This window comes from Mesorhizobium sp. M5C.F.Ca.IN.020.29.1.1 (assembly GCF_003997375.1).
GTDB lineage: Bacteria > Pseudomonadota > Alphaproteobacteria > Rhizobiales > Rhizobiaceae > Mesorhizobium > Mesorhizobium wenxiniae.
Genome location: NZ_RZSW01000071.1, coordinates 1 through 17104, shown reverse-complemented (window position 1 = coordinate 17104; position 17104 = coordinate 1). Strand labels below are relative to the sequence as shown.

The following is a 17104-nucleotide window of genomic DNA, read 5'->3' as shown; positions in this document are numbered from 1 at the left end:
ATGCAATACATGGCACGCCGTAGCTCATCGCAATTACGCCAAAGTGCAGTCGAGTGGTAATCAGCAGATCAAGCGAAGACGCCTCGCCACATGCATCTTCCACGTCGGTTAAAATTTTGCTGCTGAAATTATCTTGTGTCAGGTTGGCGCAAAATGCTCCAAAATGCCCATCTTTTTTTGGATTGATTTCATAGAAAATGAAATCAATATCTTTGCGAATTCGTGTTACAATCTGCAGTATGCGTTTCGCCAACCGAGACCGACGGGACGAACCAAGGTAGATATTGAGCCCCACACGCAGACGCGAGCGCCCTTTGTCATATCTACTTCCAGAAATTTTGCGGGAGGTCGTCCATACGACGTCATCCAAGAACTCGCCTTCGGTGTTCGCTTGTGCAAGGAGTTTTAGATCCTCGCGATTTCTCAGTGTTACATAGTTTAGGCGCCTTATAAGCTCTTGGCGTGCAACGGGTACAATTTCATCGATGTCTTTTCCTGCGCCTCCTATGGAAAAGGCAAATAGCTTGATAGATTTTTCTTTAGTGCATTCTAGAATAAGTTCAAGATCATCGTTGAAATCCTCCACAACTTCGGAAGGTTGCTGCCTAGGGATGAGTAAGCCGCCTCCACCAAATATAACTACATCGACCGACTCGACAAATTCTTTGATATCAGAGCATATCTTAAAGCCCCAATCCATTTTGTCGGAGCGCCGCTTCGCATACACTATTGGATCATGCCCATCATCTTTTACACACTTGGAGAAAAGATAGGCCATCACATTGTCGCCGAGATTCTGATAGCTGTAAAAGCCAAATATCCCGACCCGGAGAACCGGCGTCATGCTGCGCTCCTGTGAAGTGCTCGGCGCTCGGGCTTATGCGCGAACGGGGAGCGACTACTTTTTTGAACGAGTCTGGTTCCGATCCGAATTTCGCGCACACGCGATAGGGCAGAAGTATTGGTACAAGGTATACCACAAAAAAACACTCCGCTGTGCCCGGGGTAACAGCGGCAGTTCTCTGAGACGTTTAAATCCAACAAGTTAGATTTGATCGACTGGAAGCCGTTGGAATAACCCTCCTTACGGACTGCAAGTGCTGGCCCAAGAAGGAAGGGCACACTTAGGACTCGGGGTTCATCTCCATACGGCATGCACCCACCGGGGCGTGGCATGTCACTCCAATGCAGTAGCGCCGATATCGGGACACATCGACCAAAAGCGCGGCTGGGCGTGGGAACGCACCCAACGGATAAATTCAGCGCGATCGGTGCGGCGACATGAAAGTACAGGGTGCGGAAGGCAAGATTGAGTTGGGGCGTCGACTGCGTATCGCTCATGTCATCACCCGTCTCATCAATGGCGGTGCTGATGAGAATACTGTCCATTCCTGCAATTGGGCCGCGCAAAGGGGGCATGATGTTGTCCTGCTGCATGGCGAGACGGTCCAGCCGGAAATCATAGCTAAAGTGGACCCGCGGGTGGAACTCATTGGCGTCCCGGGCCTGACTCGCTCCATTTCGCCTGTCTCCGACCTGAGGGCATTGTTGGCGCTCACCCGGAGATTCCGCGCCTTGAATGCCGACATCGTGCATACGCATACCAGCAAGGCAGGCATTCTCGGGCGTCTCGCCGCATGGGCGGCGGGCGTTCCAGCGATCGTTCATGGCGTGCATATCGTGCCTTTTGTCAATGTCGGCGTCGCCGAGCGGTTTGCTTATCTCGCCTTGGAAAGGCTGGCAGCGCCAATCACCAGCGCGTTCATCAGTGTGAGCGAGGGCATCCGCGACTTATGCTTGAGCGCAGGAGTGGGACATCCAGACAGACATTATGTCGTCCAATCCGGATTCGATCTCGATCGTTTTCGCAACGCCGGTCCGCCCGACGGTTGGCGCAATTTGTTGCGCTTGACCCCGGACGCGCCGCGCCCGTCCGTGCTCTTGATGATCGCGGCTTTCGAGCCACGCAAGCGACACACGGAATTTCTGGACGCTTTCAACAAAGTCGCCGCCCGGTTCCACGACGCGATGCTTGTGCTCGCGGGCGACGGGCCGCTTCGCTCGACCGTGGAATCGCGGGCCAAGCAGCTTGGGCTCGAGCGGCAAGTGGTCTTTACCGGTTATCGGGACGACCCCGAGCGGCTGATCGCGCTCGCGGATATCTGCCTGCTCTGTTCCATGCGGGAGGGATTGCCCCGCGTGGTCATGCAATATCTCGCCGGTGGCAAGCCTTGCGTCGCTTGCGATCTGCCAGGTCTTCGCGAAGTGCTCCGCCCTGGTATCAACGGTGTGATTACACCCCCGGATGATTTGGCAGCCATGGCCGACGCCATTGCCGCCCTCCTGGAGGATCGTGCAAGACTGGCCTGCCTCGCCCAAGGTGCCGCCGCGGCGACGGATCTTTCGAACTGGGACGTCAAGCTGGTGGGCAAGCGGACCGATGCCATTTACCGGGAGGCTCTTGACCAGCATCGGGCAAGCAAGGGAGTGTCAACAACACCTCCTGTCCGAAATGTGGCGCTTCCGCGGTGAACGGTGCAGCCTATGGTTTGACGGTGATCGGGCAGCTTGCCGGATTGGTTAGCGGTGCAAACTTTGCCGATTTCGGAGATGAGGTGGAGTGCGTCGATCTGGACGACAACGGGATCGATGCGCTGAAAGGCTGTGAGATGCCAAAGAGGCATCTTCTTTTTGCACTTGGGACGGGGTTGTAATCTTGGTGGCCGCCTTGGCTCCAGGAACGCTATCCGGCGGATTGATATGATTGAAGCAGAAGGTGCCTCCGCTTATCCGACGAAGACCCCGCGAGCCGAAGCTCTTCCCAGCATACGTGTTCTGCTCGTGCTCCCAACCTATTTTCCTGAGTCATATGGCGGCGGCGAACAACAGGCGCGGCGATTTGCTCGGGCGCTGGTTGAGAGCGGCGTTTCCGCAACCATTTTGGCACCCAGACTGTCGCACTCGACCCCGAAACGGTCCGCCATCGACGGGGTCCCTATCCATCGCCTTCGTTTGCGCGCGGCTCCGTATTTGGGCGGGCGCCATATGCTGTCGTTCCTGTCGTGGTGTGTCCAGGTTTTGATCTGGATGCTGCGCCGTCGCGACGAATTCGATGTCGTACATATCATCCATGCCCGACTTCACGCTGTTCCGGCGGCATTGGCAGGAGCCCTCCTGCGCAAACCGGTTCTCGCAAAATTGGCCCGGGGCGGACGGTGTTTCGATCTCGACGCTGTGCGCGAAAAGAAGATCATCGGTCGCTGGGCGTCCGCCTTGATTAAACGTCACGTCACGGCCTTCATGGCCAATAGCCGCCAAATCGCTAATGATCTGAAGAGACACGGCATCGACGCAGATCGCATTCATATGGTTCCGAATGGGATCGATCTGCCCCGCAAGCCGCACCGCGACCCGAGCGCCGATGGCAGCCGACGCTTTATCTGCCTTGGCCGTCTCGAACCGGAAAAATGCGTCGAGCACATGATCGATGCGTTCGCGGCACTTCCCGCCGACGCAAAGGCGCAACTCACCATCCTGGGCGATGGCCAGTGCCGCGTCCCTCTCGAGGAACAGGCGGCCCGGTTGGGCCTTTCCGGCAAGGTCACATTCGCCGGGGCGGTCGAAGATGTGTTTCCCTTTCTGTGGGAGGCTGATTTCTATCTTTCCACCTCGGCGTCGGAAGGCATGTCAAACGCACTGCTCGAGGCCATGAGTTGCGGCGTGGTCCCTATCATCACCGATGTCAGCGGTGCGTCCGACGTTGTGGAGCATGAGCGCAGCGGCTTCTTGGCTCGCTCGCAGGTGGAGTATTGCGGATTCCTTCGTCGCTCGCTCGGCCTATCGGAAGCCGAGCGCGATGAGATGGCGCGGCGCGCAGTACAAACAGTCACTGCGCGATTCAGCATGGAAAGCGTCGCAACACGGCAAATGAGGTTGTATGCCACTCTTGTGGGACACTGCCACCCAGGTCGTGAGGCGATAGGTTATTAAGGAGCAACCCCGAAGCCGGCCCAAGCAATGACGACTATTGATGCCGGAGAGCGGCGCTGAACGAGATTCCTGATCGACTACAACGCAGCAAAGAGGCCAAGTAATTAGCCATGACGGTCGACTTTCGCGAAAAGCTGAGCTTCGTGGCCAGGGAAAAGTGCCCTGGATGCGGCCGCTGCCATAATGACTTAAGTTATGAAGCGATGGAGAAAACGGTGAGCGCCTGAGGGGTCCACCCCGCGAGGCGTTGGGCGAGAAAATAGCTCATGAGGTTGGAGCACGCTTGCATGCACTGAAGCGTGGCAGTCCAATTGGACAGTCCGGAGCAGGTCAACTTGGACGAGGTAACTGGACATAAAAACCTGACACGGAGGGCAGCCAACGGCCTCTCGTGGTCGGGTGCCACATTGCTGGCCCGAACCTTTTTGAATGTCCTGGTCACTGCCGTTCTCGCGCGCCTGCTTTCCCCACAGGAGTACGGCGTTGCCGGCGTTGCGCTGATCATCGCAGCCGTCGGCAATAACATTGCCAATCTCGGCATGTCGCAAGCCCTGGTCCAGCGACGGGACGTCGACGAGCGCCATATCGGAACCGTAGTTTTCTTGTCCATGATAATCGCTGCCATTCTCGGCTTGCTTCAATGGGTGTTTGCACCGCAGATTGCCGATTTCCTTCATGTGCCGGAATTGGTCCTCATTTCGCGCCTCCTTGCGGTGATGATGGTCGCGAACGCGTTCAATCTGACAGCCGAGGCTATTTTGTCGCGGCACCTGAAATTCAGAATATCCTCCACAGCAAGTCTGGTCGCTTGGATTGCTTCCCATGTCGGGCTTGCCATTCCGCTCGCCTATTTTGGACTCAGCTATTGGGCCTTGGTGGTCGCGTATATGGCCGAGGCTTTGATCCTGGCCAGCATCTATTTCTTCATCGCCAGGGACTATCTCGTGAGGCCCAGTTTCGACATGCAGTCCTATCGTGATATCCGCAGACAGAGCTTGGGCTATTCGCTGGCCGGTATATCATCCGTCACCGCCAAATATATCGATAATGTCATTGTCGCGCGGTTGATCGGCACTGCAGAACTGGGCATTTACTCGCGAGCGTATTATCTGATTGCTATGCCAGCAAATCTGTTCGGCAATCTGAACAAGAGCGTGATTTTCCCGCTCCTGTCGAAGATTCATCACGACAAGGCCAGGCTATGCAGCGCTCAGCTCAAGGGGTATGCTTTGACGGCGGCGCTTGCTCTACCGACTAGCGCATTTCTATGCTGTTTCGCAAAAGAGATTGTTCTGACAATCCTCGGCCAGAAATGGACGGATGCCGTCGCTCCCGTTATCATATTCTCTGCAGTAATTTATTTCCGCGTGGGTTACAGAGTGTGCGCAGCCGTGACGCTTGCGACGGGCCAAAGTTACCGAATGGCCTCCATGCAGATCATTTACATGGCCCTTGTCGCTTCATTCGCGTTCTTCTCGGCGCCCTACGGCGTGAACGCAGTGGCCTTTTCAGTGTCCGGCGCCATTGCGACGAGTTTCTTCCTTTATGCGGCGATGACTTGTCGGATAACGGGATTATCAGCTCTGGATTTCGCGCTCGTCCATGTGCCGCCTGTCGCATTCGCCGCTGTGGTGTTCGCCACCGGCTCGGCGGTCAAAATGCTGCTTGCCGGATCGCCCGACTATCTTGTACTCGCGACCGGACTTCTCGTTATAGGTACATTGTCCGTTGTCACTGTCTATCTGAGAGCGTCGCTGCTCTTCGGAAAACATGGTGTGGAAGTCTTGCAGACTTTAACATCCAAGAAAACGAAATGGATTAGATTTGCATAGCCAACGATACCCTGCACACTCGGCGCCTCTCCAACTGCCCATCCGACGATTTGTGGTGCGCAATCACATCATATAAGTACGGGGATTGGAGACACAGTCGGCGGCCTTGAGACGGTTGGCCTCCTTGACGAGGAGGCGATTGCCGTTTTCTCTCACCGGAACGGCCGCTCCTCCAGCCGTTAACCGCACAAAGTCAGAAATTATCACCTCCATAATCGAACAATTCTGCGGTTGCGCGGGTGCCTTCCCAAATCCGCTGTCGTGCTGAACGATCGAGGCGGGCAACCGCTCGCGTGTTGACGTCTGATGCGATGTGATCGGATGCTTCGTCCAATTTTATCCGCAGCTTTTCGCCAGTTGCGGCGTCTGCGTTTGCCTTTCGCGCCGTCCCAAATGATTTAACCTTAAACCTGATCTTTCCGTCCTCCGCTGCCGCTATGCCGAGCGCGTGGTAAAGGCTTCTAACAAACGCATCCGGTGATTGGATCAAATCCTCGAATCGAAGCGATAGCGCATCACGCTTCCTCGAGGCTTTGAACATCAGGCTAGTCACATCATTGTACCATTTGATCGCGCTCGCCTCGCTGAGACCGCTGCGTATCAGCCCTTCGCACATCGGCAATGGATGCCGCGTAAGCACAAGGTTCCGCGCTTCCATAAAGCCGCGCGCAATCGCGTCGTCGAATGCGATGTAGTAGTCCATCACCTTCAAAACGACGTAGCGTGCTTGGGCCTTTTCGTTGCGCTCCCCAGGGAGGACGGTCTCGGCAGTCGCTGCGCGCATATGCCGCCAAAAGACGGGAACAGATGCCCAGTTGACGGCCCCGCCAATATGGCACGCAGCCTTGCGCAGCTTGTGGAAACGTCCGAACACTCCCACATGCCATTCGTACTTTGGCATCAACACATCCGGCGAACTGCCGATCATGTTCCAGACAATGCTTGACCCACCTCGGCCAAAGCAATTCAATAGAAGTGCATTGGGCGGAAGAGCCTTGCCCGGCCTAGTGAGAGGCGAAGCATCGATCCTGTCGGCGGTCTGCATCTGCTTTCTCCGTTATAGCATCAGGCGCGACACACTTTCCCTGGCTGTCGTTGAAAGGCTAAACCGAAACCTATGATATGCTGCGGAGCTTGTGAGGAGAAGCGCGATATTAAGAAGTCACATCCCGAAACCAGCAATTATTGGCACACGACAATGACCAACCAACTTTCTCGCCGGGACCTGGCGCGGGCCGCATGCGCCGCCCTTGTGCTGACGGCATCCGGTCGCCTGGGGCGGGACGCTCGCGCAGCCGGTCCGGCGCAAGGCTCGCAGCCGAACGCTCACTCCTGGAATCCTGGTCTGTTCCCGGAAATGATTGTGAAATCCTGGTTTCAGGAGGATCTGGCCGAAGGCGAAGTCTCCTCGTGGCAATCGAGCGGCGTGAAGCCGGTGGCTGCGATGCAAGCCGAGCCCTCCCTGCGCCCGACAAAGCTTCCGAATAACGGCGGCGTTCTCTTCAAGAAGGGCACGAAACAGGCATTGACTTGGCCCGCCGATAACGACGCCCCGTATCTTCACCGCTGGTGGTTGGTGATCGCCCGGTGCAATTCGGCAGTCAACGCCGACGCGAATAACGTTTCCGTTCTTTGCGTCAATGGCGCGGAGGGTGGCCCGGTGCATCGCCAGCCCCAGGTCTGTTTCAAGCCCTCGGCCGGCACATTCGTTTCGCGGCTCCATGATGGCAAGCTCAAGAGCGAGGAAGGGCTATGCTCGACGGATTTTGGCGACTGGAATGTCATGGTCGGGTACCGCCGCGGATTCGTGATGCAGGCTGTGGTGAATGGGATCAACACGGCCGGCCAGACGATTTATGCATTGGCACCCAACCGGATGAAATCGCAGAGCTTCATGGGCGATGTGAACAATCCGATGAGGGCAGATGTCGCGATCGACTGCGTCATCATCGGACAAAGCGAACTAAATGACTCCCAGATCGACAGGCTAATGGGATGGGGCATGTGGCGCGTCGGCCGGCAATCCGCCCTGCCCGGCGATCATCCCTATCGCCAGAGCCCTCCTTCAGCTGTGGATGCGAACGACGAACCGGAACGTTATGCGTTCGATTCAGCCTCGTGGGCGTCCTGGGCAGCCATCGGCGATGACCGATATGCTCATCGTGGTGAGGCGGCGCCCCCGATCCGCGCTTACACAACGGTTTTTTTTGACGACTTCGAATCCAACTCGGTTGTCGATGATTTCACAGGCGCGCAAAGCAGCATCTGGTATGCGCCGACCCATCTGACGACCGTTGGTGTTGACGCCGCTCCCCCGCCGATCTCGGCGTCGCCCTCCTCCTATGAGCACGACGCCACCAGCCACACGCTGGCGCTCCGGCTCTTGCATAAGGGCCGTTGGAGAACAGGTGCGTTCTCTTCCGTGAGCAACAATGGCCAAGGGCGGTGTTGGGGAAAGGGGATCTTTGAGATCCGCGCCAGACTGCCGAAGATACTCGCGCCCCGCCCTGGATTTTTCCCTGCTTTCTGGGCGTATGGGAAGGAGCATCTATTCTGGCGGACGCGCAATCGTCTTGAGACGGACTTTTGGGAATATGACGGTCTCAACGGGGCCTATATCAACATCAGCCAGCACGTGCACAAACCCAGACTCGGCTATGCAGATCCACATATCACGCCACGTGACGTGCGCCGGAAAATCGCCGGCTATCAAGTCGATCCATCAAGTGGTTTTCCTAGCACGATCGACGTATACGATGGCGAATTTCATACGTGGTATGCGCAGATCGAAGATGATTATACTTATTTCGTGATCGACGGCTATGAAGTGGCGCGCGTTCCGACGACACCGGAGCTCGCAGTAAAAAAATACATCATCGTGGATTTCGCTTACGATAAAAAAAAGGGGCGCGCTCAACCGGACCCGTCGCAGACGTATGACATGGTGATCGACTATATAAGGGTCCGGCAGACGGAAACGGAACTGGCTAGGGTCCCGACGGGCTTCAGCGCATTGCCGGCCTTCTCGGGCCGGGCTTCACCGGGCCAGGCGCTGACCGTCGTACCGAACGTTATTGCGTCGCAAATAGAATGTCTATGGTATCGTGACGGCGTTCCGATCGTGGGCGAAACCGGCACAAGTTATGAGCTCAGCACGCGGGATGTCGGGCATAAGATTCGCTGCCATGTTCGCGCGGTTTCTGTGCTCGACCAGCCAGAAGCCTGGACCCCGGAGAGCGAGACCGTCGGCTAGAACGCATCGACTGCGCGACACCAGGATGCGTCATCACTCTCGTCGGACTGCTGACGAGCTCTGCCACCAGTAAGCCTCCCCGCAGCCGAGGAGGGTGAGTTTTCCCAACAGGCGGAAACCTCTTCGATATGGGATTGCCACAACGGGCGGAACGATGGGGTCGTCGGCTGGAGCAGCGTGAAGTGTTTCTCCGCGGGCTGGCATTGATACATCCAACAAGTTCTGTTTCCGGGAAAGAGAACGTGCTAAAAGAATATCGCGCCGCGAGGGGGCTGAGATGCGTTATCTCCTCACATTCGCGATACTAAGCCTCTTCCTGCCAATCAGGCTCGAGACGGGTCTTGTATTGCTGCGTCCGTTCGAGCTGATCGCATTGCTGATGCTTTTTTTTGGCCTGGCGACGGGGCGTTGGCGAAATTTGGCTTTTTCAGCCGGTTTTCTACTGCTCCTGCCCTTCTTGGGCTGGCACATGGTCTCGGCCTTCAGCGTGGACCCAGAGAACGGCCTGCGCGAGCTGTTGCAGATGTCCACCGTGGGCGCCTTTGCGTTCGCCATCGCACAGGAGGCTAGATGGCTCGAGACGCAGAAGGCCGTCAACATCTTGCTTTTCGGCATGATGCTGATTCTCGCCTATACGATCACCTGGCATGTCGCCCATGGCTACTTGGTCGGTTGGAAGCATCTGGTCGATCCGAGGCTCGCGTTCACCTTCCTTCCAATTGCGCTCGCAGGCCTCCTCCTCTTCGTCAACCGGGGCAAGCGGCGCACCCTTTGGTTGGTATGGGCAGGGATACTTCCCCTGCTCCTGCTATCCGGGGAACGCAAGGCGTTTTTGATCTACTTCTTTCTGACCGCCGCGCTTCTGATGCGCGGACGGCTCGCTGCGATGGTACCAGCGATCGCCGCTGGCTTCGTGGCACTTTTCGTGCTGTCGACCACGATCAATAACGCCTATGTCGAGAAGCAAATGCAGACCATTCTCGATCCGCTGAGCACGGGGCAATACGAATATCTGGCCGCGAAGGGGAAATATGCCCCCGGAGACACCCCGAGCAATGTACAGCGCGCGTTTGCTTTCACCCTGTCCAGACAACTCATCTCCGAATATCCACTGATGGGCGTGGGTACGAACCAATTCAAGAATATTATCGAGACGGATTTCAGCGAACTTCCTGACGAGTTGCAGCTTGGGATACATGGCGAGTTTCAACGTATCCTCACCGAGAACGGCATCATTGGGCTCAGCCTCTATGTTCTCATATGGATTGCTGCATGGTTTCGCTTAAGCCGTACTCTAAGCCGGGCGCTTTCTCTCGGATTGATCGGAGCGGTCCAGGCACGGCTTCTGCCCCTCGTGCTCCTTGTTCCCTGCGCCTTTTACGTTGGAACAGAAGCCTCCGGCACGCGAGCTTTCGTTACGCTGAGTCTTGTCTCGCTCCTGCCTGAATTGACGCGGCACGGGCTTTGCCTATCATTGCACAGGATGCGGAGGAGCCACCCCAGGGGCATGAGACATCCTCGATTTCTCGCGAGCCCATTGCCAGGAAACACGAGATGAGTGTTTCGGTTATCATGACATGTCACAATGAAGAACGCTTCATCGTGCAGGCAGTGGAAAGCGTGATTAATCAGACGGCGTCGAGCCACATCAAAGAGATCATCATTGTCAATGATGGCTCGAAGGACGGCTCGTCGGAAGTGATTGCATCGCTGGGTCGCAGGGAACCGCGCGCACATGTCCTGACGACGGCGGGGATCGGGCTTCCATCGGCGAGGAATCTTGCCATCAGACATGCTGCTGGCGATCTTATTGCAATTCTCGACGGCGATGACTTCTGGGCCGAGGACAAGCTTGAACGTCAATTAGCCGTCTTGGGCAATGGCTGCAAGGCAGGTCTTGTCTATGGCGATTTTGTCGATTTTTCCGCTCCGGACCTGTCCGATGCTCTACACGTCGCCGTGCGCCGCTATCGCGCGGACCAATGCGATACGCTGCCGACATATTTTCTGCGTGATGGGCCGATTATTCCTTCCAGTATGGTTATGCGGCGGGAGATGGTCGAAGATATCGGCGTATTCAACGAGGCATTCAGGGCTGGAGAGGATACAGAGTTTTGTATGCGCGCAGCCGAGCGTTGGACATTTCAACATGTGGCCGGAGCACTCGTCTATAAACGGCGCCATGGCGCGAACATAACCCGCAGACTCGACGCGCTTCTGCCGATAGGCGAAGGCCTCACGCGAGAATGGGTCATCCGACGGCCGGAACTTGCGCACCTCGCGCGTCGGCGCAACGCGCGTTTGTACGCAAAGGCGGGCAATGATTGCGTGGCTCAAGGCGAAACGAAACGCGGATTGCGCTTGCTCATTCGCGCGATGTGGCACGATCCATTGTCATGGCGGGTGTACGTTTACTTTTTTCTTTGCGCCCTGCCGAGGGGCATGGATCCGCAGGTGCGCCGTGCAGCCAAGCTATTGTTCTACCGCGCCTTGCGCAAAGACTTTGCTGACAGCTCTTAAAGATGCTGGCGGAATGGCGAGAGTTCGAGCATCTCAGGCGGCAGCCCTGGAATCCTTCCGTAGCGATTATTCTGTACCGCGACGGCAGGACCATAACGGAGGCGAAATCAGAGCTCTCCGATGCGCACTCGCCGGGTTTCGATTCCACCGCGTTCTGCAAGCCAACGGCGTTGAAGCCACGTTGTCGATGCAGCATCGATCGCTGCGTCCCGTCCCCCGAGCGGGCCAAGAACGCACCATTCATGCCAGTATATTCGATCTGTACGCCCCAGAGCGATACCGCAAGGAGCGCGCTCGGCGGCATTGTTAACAAAGGCGTCAACGAGCTCGAACGTGTATCGGTGCAGCTCGCCGAGCTTGATAAAACTCTCGCCAAACAATCGCTCAAGAGTCACGAGCTCTCCGGTTGATGACGCTACCGGGCGGACTTCCGTGGTTGCTTCAACAACCCTTTCATCGTTTGGCGATATTCATTGGTTCCCGACTCCGGAAAAGCTGAGCAGCTACTTTGGCCTCGGGCTCAGCCCATTCAGCTCCGGAAACGTCGCGCCTGCACAGGTTGCCCAGTCGAAGGTGCGTGCCCGTGATTTGGCAAGAGCACCGTCGCGCTCACGCAGTTCTGCATTGGCCACATAGGTTGCTATCGCGCGGGCCATCGCGTTCACGTCCTCCGGGGGCACCAGCACACCAGTGGAGCCCATGACCTCGGGTATGCCGCCGACGGCCGTTGCTATCGAAGGACATCCTTGCGCACCGGCCTCAACCAACACTAGCCCGAAGCCCTCGATCTTTCCCTGTAGCTCTCGTGCGAACAATGTGTGGCACGCCGCACGGCGGTATAAGCGCTTTAAGTCGTCGTCGGACAGCCTACCGGTAGCGATCACTGGAACACGAGCTCGTGCCGCTTCATCCAATATCTTTGAGGCATAGGCCTGATCTTCGGCCCGTCCAGCCATCACAAAGATCGGATTGTCTAATCCGTATTCATCGCGCGCGCTCGCGATAGCCCGGACAGTTTCCAGCTGGCCCTTCCGAGGCTCGATACGTCCGACTGCGCAAATGACGCTTGCAGCTTGTGGTACAGCTGCAAGTTGCGGGTGTTCAAAATTTCCATGGATTGGCTGAAACCATGTGGGATCCACGCCGAGATACGTGACGACACCCTTCCGGGGCATTCCAAAACTTTCGGAAAAGATCCGCAGTGTCGCATGTGAGTTGGCGAAAACGACATCTGCTCCTTCGTAGGCGCGGCGTACAAACCGAAAAAGGATGGAATCGGTCCTGAATTTGCTGACTTCGCTGCCATGAATCATCGCTCGATATCCTCTGCGATGGAACGGTCGTAGCACAAATGTCAGAAGTACACTGCGTATGTCGGCGGCCAAAAACAACCTGTCCTTAGGAACGTTGCGCAGAATAGAAAGCGCCCGCAGCGCCCCGAATGGAGAAATTTGATGATGCCGCAGAATGCGATGGGTATCCGGCTCCTGGGGAACGGCAGGAAGATCAGGATAGGCAGGCGCTATGACGGTCGCAGCGTGGCCACCAGCACGAACGATGTCGACCAACCGTCCGGCGTATGTTCCGATGCCACCAGGAAATGGAGGATATTCGCACGTCATCAGGATGATGCCGTGCGGAGGCTGAGATATCATGGGTCAAGAACTCCCAATGCCGCCCGCCTCGCCTTTAGCCGATATGAGGGGATACTGTAGGCGGGCCGAGAGAACAGTCCCGCGATGATCAGCGATGCCATGCTCTGCAATTGCATCCGTTCAACTGATCCGCGAATCGCAGAAAACCGGGCCGCTTCGCTACTGTCGCCAAGCAACTTTGGTTTCCCAGTTTGCGCGCCCGATCTAATGGACGCCACGTAACGGTTGCGAGCCCGCGGCGCCGGGCTGCGTGCGTGGCGCGCTCCAGTCAGCCCCTCGGCGTCAACCCGCAGCAGATCCTCCATCGCCGTGATGCCTGCGGTCAGGCAGAAGCGCTCGAAGCTTGCTTCCAAAGCTTGCCAAGCCTACTCAACTTCCTGCCAGACATCAGCAATCCGTTCTTGCTATGCTTTCTCATGGCGTTGCTCTCCTTCGTGGAATCAGCACCCCGAGCCTACTGGCCCAAGGCGGGTAATGCTGCCCTTTCTTGTTCAAGAGCGACCGGGACCCTCTGGATACAATCGCAAGACGACCTAACAACTTTTTCGCTGCCGCGCATCGTGACGAGCCAATAGTGTACAATTGCGATCTTCACGAGACCCCTCTGTTCAATATGCCTGCTCCACAACTAGGCCTGGTAATACCGATGATAACGTTCACTGTAAAATTCGGCGCTGCCGAATTTTTGGTACCGCTTGATTCTTTTGATATCGACCTTGTTGAGCAGAACGCCGATGCATTTATCCGCCAGGGTCGGGTTGTTGTCGAGGATTTCGCGCACGAATGTACGAGCGGTCACACCCCATTCAACAACCAGAACAAGGCCGTCGAGGTGCTGGATAAAGGACCTCACGTCCGCGACTGGAGCCAACGGGGGCAAATCAACGACAACGTAATTGAACATAGGGCCCACCTTGAGCAGAAAGTCGCCCATTTTCTCGATAGGCTGCACGATGTTTGCGAGCTTCTGTTGGCTCTGGTTCACGCCGGGCAGGAACCTCAATGGCAATGACTGATGGGCCAGCACGTCTCTCGGATTGAGTTCTCCAGCCAACAAGTTGGCCAGGCCTCGTTCCCAGCCGTTGGCCAACATAGGTGACAACCCAGGATTGTGGATATCAGCATCGATCAACAATGTCTTACAACGCTGCATAGCAAGAACAATCGCTAAATTAGCAGCGACCAGAGACTTCCCTTCTCCCGGGAGGCAAGAAACGATGCCGAGCACCTTGGTGCTCTTCCTTGGTAACTCGACGTCAACAGCGACTTTCACAGTTCGCATCGCTTCGGCGAATTCCGAGCGCGGATGTTGTTCTACCCAGTTGAAAGCGCTGTTCCCCACCTCGATGAATGGCGGCTCTCCGGCCGCACGATCGTGCTGGTTTCGCCGAATTGGCTTCCCGTCCAGCAAAGGGATCATTCCGAGCGTCTGAAGTCCGAGCTCATCGCGCACTTGAGCCGTCGTGCGGAAAAAGCGCTCACGGTACTCCCGAATTCCGCCCACACCGGCGCCAATCATGCCGCCGAGCACGGCGCAGAACGCCAACGTAAGACTGCTGTTCGGAGAACTCGGTCTGCCGGGGTATGGTGCCTCCGAGATAGTCCGCGCCTCCGTCAACGCTATCGAAAGGTTCTGCAGGCTCGCTTGGTACTGCTGCAGAACCTGTTCATATTGCGACTTGAGAGAGGACGCCTCAAGTTCGAGCTGGCGCAAGGTAACCAGCGTCTCCTTGGTCAGCGTATTGTCTGTTCGGAACCTGTGGATTGCGAGCTCGGCATCAACCGATCGCTTCCGCACCGTCTCGAGCTCTTCCGCCAGTGCGCTGCGAGCTCTGATAATCGACTCGTCTTTGGCTCCGACTTGGTCAGCGATATAGATTTCTGCATATTTACTGGCTATTTTTTGCGCCATTTCGGGGCTAGGCGACCGAAATTGGACTTGCAGAATGTAAGAATCTCCTACGCGATCTACCGTTATATTCTCAGCCAGAATGCCAAATGCCTGCCATCGAGGATCGGATCCTCGCGCGGCACTCGATTTCACCGGCGCTCCACTTGCTTCGGAACTGCCGATGAATGGCCAAAACAACCGAGCGACCGATCCTGAAAGACTGTTGAGCAATGAATATGGCGCTGACAAGAAAGAGCGATCGGTAGCAAGACCGAGGCTGTCAACGACCTTTAGCCCGATGCGGTCGGACCGCAACAATTCGACCTGACTCAGCATCATCGGGTCAAGCGGTGCGGAGCTTCCGCTCTCTGTTAACTTCGTCACGACGGATGGCTGGTTCTTGTCGATCAGGATTCTGGCGGTCGACTCGTACAAGGGCACCTCAGCCCAAAGATAGGCCAGCCCCAGCACAAGTCCTGCGAGCGCGCATGTAAGGACGAACCTCAACTGCCGTTGCGCTGCCGCCACGAGTGTTTCGAGATCAATCGTTCCCCACTGAGGATCGCCGAATGTGAAGGCAGAATCCGGGTGCTTTTCAACTTCGCGAAGCATAAGCCTTCAAACCCGTGGGATGAGACTGGCAGCGCATCGGTAATGGCAAACACCATACCACATTATCTGACTAAATGTCTGCAAATTCAGTATCGACGCCCACGGAGCACAGGAGCACCGCTCGGGGCGGGCATCAGCCCGCTCTTCGCCAAAAGCGCAAATCCTAACCTCGATGCAATAAACGAAACCTCACGCGGCCCATGCTCCGACTGCCGCAATTCCGCTGCATGTCGTAAGCTCCAACTGAAGGAAGAAATTGAGTCGTGTTGCCAAATGGCAAAACATCTGAGCAAGAGATTCCGGGCTCCGGTTGAGCCTGTCCTGCGGGAAACAGGAATGGCTCGTCGATCACAGACTCGCGCTAACGATCACCGCAAGTGTCCTGCGCGCATCTGGCGCCTCGCGGAAAGCCTCTCCGGTGCCCGAATAAGACAGGCTGCAGTCACATTTTGTTTCGTGGTGTGGGGTGTCATCTTGCTGATCGTCCTGCTCTAGCAGCCAGAGCCCATAAAGGCGGAGCGTGGCCCGCCTCACTTACTAAGTGGCTCGGCAGTTGCTCCCTTTCGGACTCATCGCGCGATGTGTGACTTCGGAGTCACCGATTCTGACTTCGGAGTCACCGATTCTTTGGAGACCGAGCGCCACACTAGCAGCATGACAGCAACAAAGTACCCAAGCTGTATCAAGATCCCACAAATTAACGTCTGGACAAACGTGCCCCAGAGGGAGCCGGTGAGCAAATATATACTGATGGCGAATGCCAACAGTACTATGACAAGGCCTCGCAAAAAAAGCAAAAAGGACATCGCCGTCCCACTCGCAGCCGCTGACGTGACGCGCTCCTTGGCTATCCAGGCCTCAGCGCGTTAACCATCATAACATATCGGAACGGGTCAGGGCGACCAATATATTAGCATGTGCGAATAAAGAACCTGTGCCAGGACGCTTGCTTCCAGGAGTTGTGTGCGTCAAGTTCTGCAAAAAATGGCGTGGCATTCAGTGGTGACGTTGGTGTGTCCGCCGCGCAGCTTCCGTGTTTAACGGAGCGGCGGACATAGCAGCCGCGCGTCAGGCGGGCCAACGCCGCTCAGGCCACCAGACGCGACTGCCATCAGGTAGCGCGCGACCGGCTGTTCGCTGGCCGGCGGTGTCGCTTCCGGCCGACGACACGCCGGTGACGTCAGCCATAGCGTTTGGGCTCCACGACTGCACCAGATCGACGACCAGGAGCGTCGCGGACGATAGCCAAACCATGATCGACGCGATCGGTGGCCGCCGGATAGTTGTATTCTTCCAGCCGGATGACGATCAGAGTGGCGCGATCTCGGAATATCGTCTGCCTTGTTGCCGT

The 17104-nt window shown here is 56.6% G+C and carries 13 protein-coding genes; 8 read left to right on the top strand and 5 right to left on the bottom strand.

All coding sequences use genetic code 11. The features are described 5' to 3' along the window. Positions 1–844, bottom strand: an 844-nt coding sequence (locus EOA85_RS08770) for a polysaccharide pyruvyl transferase family protein (RefSeq protein ID WP_164759560.1), incomplete at its 3' end; no start/stop codon positions are given. Positions 845–1281: 437 nt separating this feature from the next. Between EOA85_RS08770 and EOA85_RS08765 the strand changes: the two genes are divergently transcribed. From EOA85_RS08765 to EOA85_RS08750, 4 genes are all read left to right on the top strand, one after another. After that, positions 1282–2532, top strand: coding sequence for a glycosyltransferase (locus EOA85_RS08765; RefSeq protein WP_127209110.1), 1251 nt, complete (start codon positions 1282–1284; stop codon positions 2530–2532). Continuing rightward, positions 2529–2714 carry a hypothetical protein gene (locus EOA85_RS08760; RefSeq protein ID WP_127209109.1) on the top strand — a complete coding sequence of 62 codons (186 nt, stop codon included), beginning with the start codon at positions 2529–2531 and terminating at the stop codon, positions 2712–2714. The genes EOA85_RS08765 and EOA85_RS08760 overlap by 4 nt, the downstream gene beginning before the upstream one ends. 46 nt (positions 2715–2760) lie before the next feature. Beyond that, a complete protein-coding gene (locus tag EOA85_RS08755) occupies positions 2761–3990 on the top strand; it encodes a glycosyltransferase (RefSeq protein ID WP_127209108.1) in 1230 nt (409 codons plus the stop codon). 335 nt (positions 3991–4325) lie between these two features. Continuing rightward, the gene (locus tag EOA85_RS08750; RefSeq protein ID WP_164759559.1) at positions 4326–5822 is read left to right on the top strand and encodes a lipopolysaccharide biosynthesis protein; all 1497 of its coding nucleotides are present in this window, start codon (positions 4326–4328) and stop codon (positions 5820–5822) included. Between the two features lie 193 nt (positions 5823–6015). Here EOA85_RS08750 and EOA85_RS08745 read toward each other — a convergent pair whose 3' ends face one another. After that, on the bottom strand, positions 6016–6867 hold the full coding sequence (locus EOA85_RS08745; RefSeq protein WP_127209106.1) for a sulfotransferase: 852 nt from the start codon (positions 6865–6867) through the stop codon (positions 6016–6018). Between the two features lie 153 nt (positions 6868–7020). On the opposite strand from EOA85_RS08745, the gene EOA85_RS08740 reads away from it, so the two are divergent. From EOA85_RS08740 to EOA85_RS37360, 4 genes are all read left to right on the top strand, one after another. Continuing rightward, the gene (locus EOA85_RS08740; protein ID WP_127209105.1) at positions 7021–9075 is read left to right on the top strand and encodes a hypothetical protein; all 2055 of its coding nucleotides are present in this window, start codon (positions 7021–7023) and stop codon (positions 9073–9075) included. A 277-nt stretch (positions 9076–9352) separates the two neighbouring features. Then, positions 9353–10633 carry an O-antigen ligase family protein gene (locus EOA85_RS08735; protein ID WP_127209104.1) on the top strand — a complete coding sequence of 427 codons (1281 nt, stop codon included), beginning with the start codon at positions 9353–9355 and terminating at the stop codon, positions 10631–10633. Then, the gene (locus tag EOA85_RS08730; RefSeq protein ID WP_127209103.1) at positions 10630–11595 is read left to right on the top strand and encodes a glycosyltransferase family 2 protein; all 966 of its coding nucleotides are present in this window, start codon (positions 10630–10632) and stop codon (positions 11593–11595) included. Before EOA85_RS08735 ends, EOA85_RS08730 begins: the two co-directional genes overlap by 4 nt. Positions 11596–11597: 2 nt before the next feature. Then, entirely contained in the window at positions 11598–12005 is a 408-nt protein-coding gene (locus EOA85_RS37360; RefSeq protein WP_164759557.1) for a hypothetical protein, read from the top strand. Between the two features lie 93 nt (positions 12006–12098). Here the strand turns inward: EOA85_RS37360 and EOA85_RS08720 are convergent, their stop codons facing one another. The 3 genes from EOA85_RS08720 to EOA85_RS08710 all read right to left on the bottom strand — a co-directional run bounded on the left by EOA85_RS08720 (position 12099) and on the right by EOA85_RS08710 (position 16559). Then, a complete protein-coding gene (locus tag EOA85_RS08720) occupies positions 12099–13250 on the bottom strand; it encodes a glycosyltransferase family 4 protein (protein ID WP_127209102.1) in 1152 nt (383 codons plus the stop codon). Positions 13251–13878: 628 nt separating this feature from the next. Continuing rightward, a complete protein-coding gene (locus EOA85_RS08715; protein ID WP_127209101.1) occupies positions 13879–15753 on the bottom strand; it encodes a Wzz/FepE/Etk N-terminal domain-containing protein in 1875 nt (624 codons plus the stop codon). Between the two features lie 569 nt (positions 15754–16322). Then, a complete protein-coding gene (locus EOA85_RS08710; RefSeq protein WP_082982220.1) occupies positions 16323–16559 on the bottom strand; it encodes an exopolysaccharide production repressor protein in 237 nt (78 codons plus the stop codon). Between the last annotated feature and the right edge of the window lie 545 nt (positions 16560–17104).

Excerpts from the sequence above, each read along its gene's own strand:
- EOA85_RS08765 (WP_127209110.1), top strand. The coding sequence starts at position 1,282 with ATGAAAGTACAGGGTGCGGAAGGCAAGATTGAGTTGGGGCGTCGACTG.
- EOA85_RS08755 (WP_127209108.1), top strand. The coding sequence starts at position 2,761 with ATGATTGAAGCAGAAGGTGCCTCCGCTTATCCGACGAAGACCCCGCGA.
- EOA85_RS08745 (WP_127209106.1), bottom strand. The coding sequence starts at position 6,867 with ATGCAGACCGCCGACAGGATCGATGCTTCGCCTCTCACTAGGCCGGGC.
- EOA85_RS08740 (WP_127209105.1), top strand. The coding sequence starts at position 7,021 with ATGACCAACCAACTTTCTCGCCGGGACCTGGCGCGGGCCGCATGCGCC.
- EOA85_RS08735 (WP_127209104.1), top strand. The coding sequence starts at position 9,353 with ATGCGTTATCTCCTCACATTCGCGATACTAAGCCTCTTCCTGCCAATC.
- EOA85_RS08730 (WP_127209103.1), top strand. The coding sequence starts at position 10,630 with ATGAGTGTTTCGGTTATCATGACATGTCACAATGAAGAACGCTTCATC.
- EOA85_RS37360 (WP_164759557.1), top strand. The coding sequence starts at position 11,598 with ATGCTGGCGGAATGGCGAGAGTTCGAGCATCTCAGGCGGCAGCCCTGG.
- EOA85_RS08720 (WP_127209102.1), bottom strand. The coding sequence starts at position 13,250 with ATGATATCTCAGCCTCCGCACGGCATCATCCTGATGACGTGCGAATAT.
- EOA85_RS08715 (WP_127209101.1), bottom strand. The coding sequence starts at position 15,753 with ATGCTTCGCGAAGTTGAAAAGCACCCGGATTCTGCCTTCACATTCGGC.
- EOA85_RS08710 (WP_082982220.1), bottom strand. The coding sequence starts at position 16,559 with ATGTCCTTTTTGCTTTTTTTGCGAGGCCTTGTCATAGTACTGTTGGCA.